The sequence below is a fragment of the Streptomyces sp. NPDC059355 genome, from assembly GCF_042752335.1.
Lineage (GTDB): Bacteria > Actinomycetota > Actinomycetes > Streptomycetales > Streptomycetaceae > Streptomyces.
Genome location: NZ_JBHYXN010000031.1, coordinates 92,920 through 94,822 on the forward strand (window position 1 = coordinate 92,920; position 1,903 = coordinate 94,822).

Sequence of the window (1,903 nt, forward strand, 5' to 3'; positions counted from 1 at the left end):
GGCGGTTGGGTATGGTGCGTTGCCCGGGGGCTCGGCCCTCCGCCGTACCGGCCGCCCCCGGGGCCGCCGCCCGGGCGCCGGCGGGGGGGGCCGGCCCCACGGAAGCGGCCGCGTCACAGCCGTCAGGCGGTGGGCGTCTCCACCTGCGGCTGGGCGCAGGAGGACGAGCCCTGACACGAGCAGGAGCCCCACGAGGCGCCGTTCTCGGGCAGAGCGGCGGTGTCGCTCAGCGCGGTGACGGTCAGCTCGCTGAGGTCGAGGTCCAGGTCCAGGTCGAGGTGGTTGGACCCGGGCGTGGCAGAGGTTTCGGACATGCGGATTTCCTCTCGTTGCTGGGGATTGCAGAACCGCGAAGACGGCGCCGACCGGCCGGCGCCCGCGGTCGACGAGCGGAATGCCCCCGGGAACAGACGGTTCGTGGGCGGGGCATCCGAAGGAGCGTCGCGGTGCACCATGAGTGTCTGCGCCGTCACGGACCGACGGCAACGCCGGTGTCAGGTTGGCCGGTTGTCCCGCCCGCCAGGGGGGAGGGAGGCCGCAGCGCCCGGCCCCGACCCCGGCCTCGGCGGTCTTCCGCGGCCCGCCGGTCCGGAGGCGGCCGGCCCCGCGTTGCAGCCGCTGCGACCGCAATCCGCAAACCCGGGAACGACCTCCGGAGGCTGCGGCTCCGCGTCCGCATCCGATCCGTCCCCGCCCGTCGGCGTGTACGCGCACCGTGCGGCCCCGGAGTGCAGCAGGCTTCCTCGACGGGCGCACCGTGCGCGCAGCCCGAGCGCCGAAGCCGCCCGATCGAAGGGAGAACCCATGAGCGGAGCCGAGATGTCCAGGTCCGGTTCCCCGGCCGCTGCGTCCGGAACGGACACGGGTCGGGTCCGGGTGCCGGTGCCAGTGCAAACCGTGCCCATCGGTTCCGGCTACCCCCTGTACGAGTTCGCCCTGACCGCGGCGCTCATGTTCGCCGTGGTCACGATCATCCGCTGGGTGCTCGATCCGGCCTCCCCGCTCGTCGTCGAGGACCTCCGGCTGGCCCTCCTCGCGGTGGGCGCGCTGACCGGCGCGCTCGTCTTCGGGCTGCTCCTCTCCCCGTGGGGCCGGTGCTCGGGTGCGCACATGAACCCCGCGGTCACCTTCGCGCTGTGGCGGCTGAGGGTCTTTCCCGGCCGGGGCGTGGCCGCGTACGTCGTCGCGCAGCTGTGCGGGTCGGTCGCCGGGACGGTCCTGGCCCGGCTCGTCTGGGGGCCGGCGGTCGCGCGGGTCGGCTACGGCGCGGCGGCCGCGGCCCCGTCGTGGAACGGCTGGACCGTCTTCGCGGCCGAGGGCGGCTGCCTGGTCGCGGTCACCCTGATGATCGGCTTCTTCCTCACGCACCCGGCCCGCGGACGCTGGTTCCCCGCGGCCCTGGGGCTCCTGATCTGCGCGATCATCGCCGTTCTGGGCCCCCTGAGCGGCGGCGCCGCCAATCCCGCCCGCCAGTTCGGACCCGCGCTGATGTCCGGGGCCACCGCCGGCCTGTGGATCTACCTCGCGGCACCCGTCCTGGGCGCCGTCCTGGGCGCCCGCGCCCACCACCGGCTCCGGCGGGCCCGCTGAAACGGGGCGGGGGGCGGGCAGGCGGCGGGGGGCCGGGCGGGCGGTGCGGAAAGCGGGTTCGAGGTGCCGGTTGCCTTCGGTTCGCGTTGAAAGTGGCCTGGCGCACAGCCCTTTTCGTGTAGCGAACCGCCACAGACAGTGACATTCAGGCCCCCTGCCGGTGACTCACCCCATAGGACCCACGTCACATACGACCCGCTCTAGTGGTCCGCGGACCGCGCTCCCCCACGGCCCGGAGCCCTGATCGCGGGCTGGGCGCTGCGAAGCCCGCTAGTAACAGCACTCGTTGCCAGCACCCCGCCGGCCTGTCTAA

General features: G+C 74.4%; 2 protein-coding genes. One reads left to right on the forward strand and one right to left on the reverse strand.

The genetic code is table 11. From position 1 onward, the window contains the following. Window positions 1–122: 122 nt before the first annotated feature. Window positions 123–314 carry a thiazolylpeptide-type bacteriocin gene (locus ACFXGI_RS26515; protein ID WP_229343341.1) on the reverse strand — a complete coding sequence of 64 codons (192 nt, stop codon included), beginning with the start codon at window positions 312–314 and terminating at the stop codon, window positions 123–125. A gap of 583 nt (window positions 315–897) precedes the next feature. Between ACFXGI_RS26515 and ACFXGI_RS26520 the strand changes: the two genes are divergently transcribed. Next, on the forward strand, window positions 898–1,590 hold the full coding sequence (locus ACFXGI_RS26520; RefSeq protein WP_384711436.1) for an MIP/aquaporin family protein: 693 nt from the start codon (window positions 898–900) through the stop codon (window positions 1,588–1,590). The last annotated feature ends 313 nt before the right edge of the window (window positions 1,591–1,903 follow it).

What these genes read in the sequence shown, in the direction of transcription:
- ACFXGI_RS26515 (WP_229343341.1), bottom strand. Translation starts at nt 314, where the DNA reads ATGTCCGAAACCTCTGCCACGCCCGGGTCCAACCACCTCGACCTGGAC.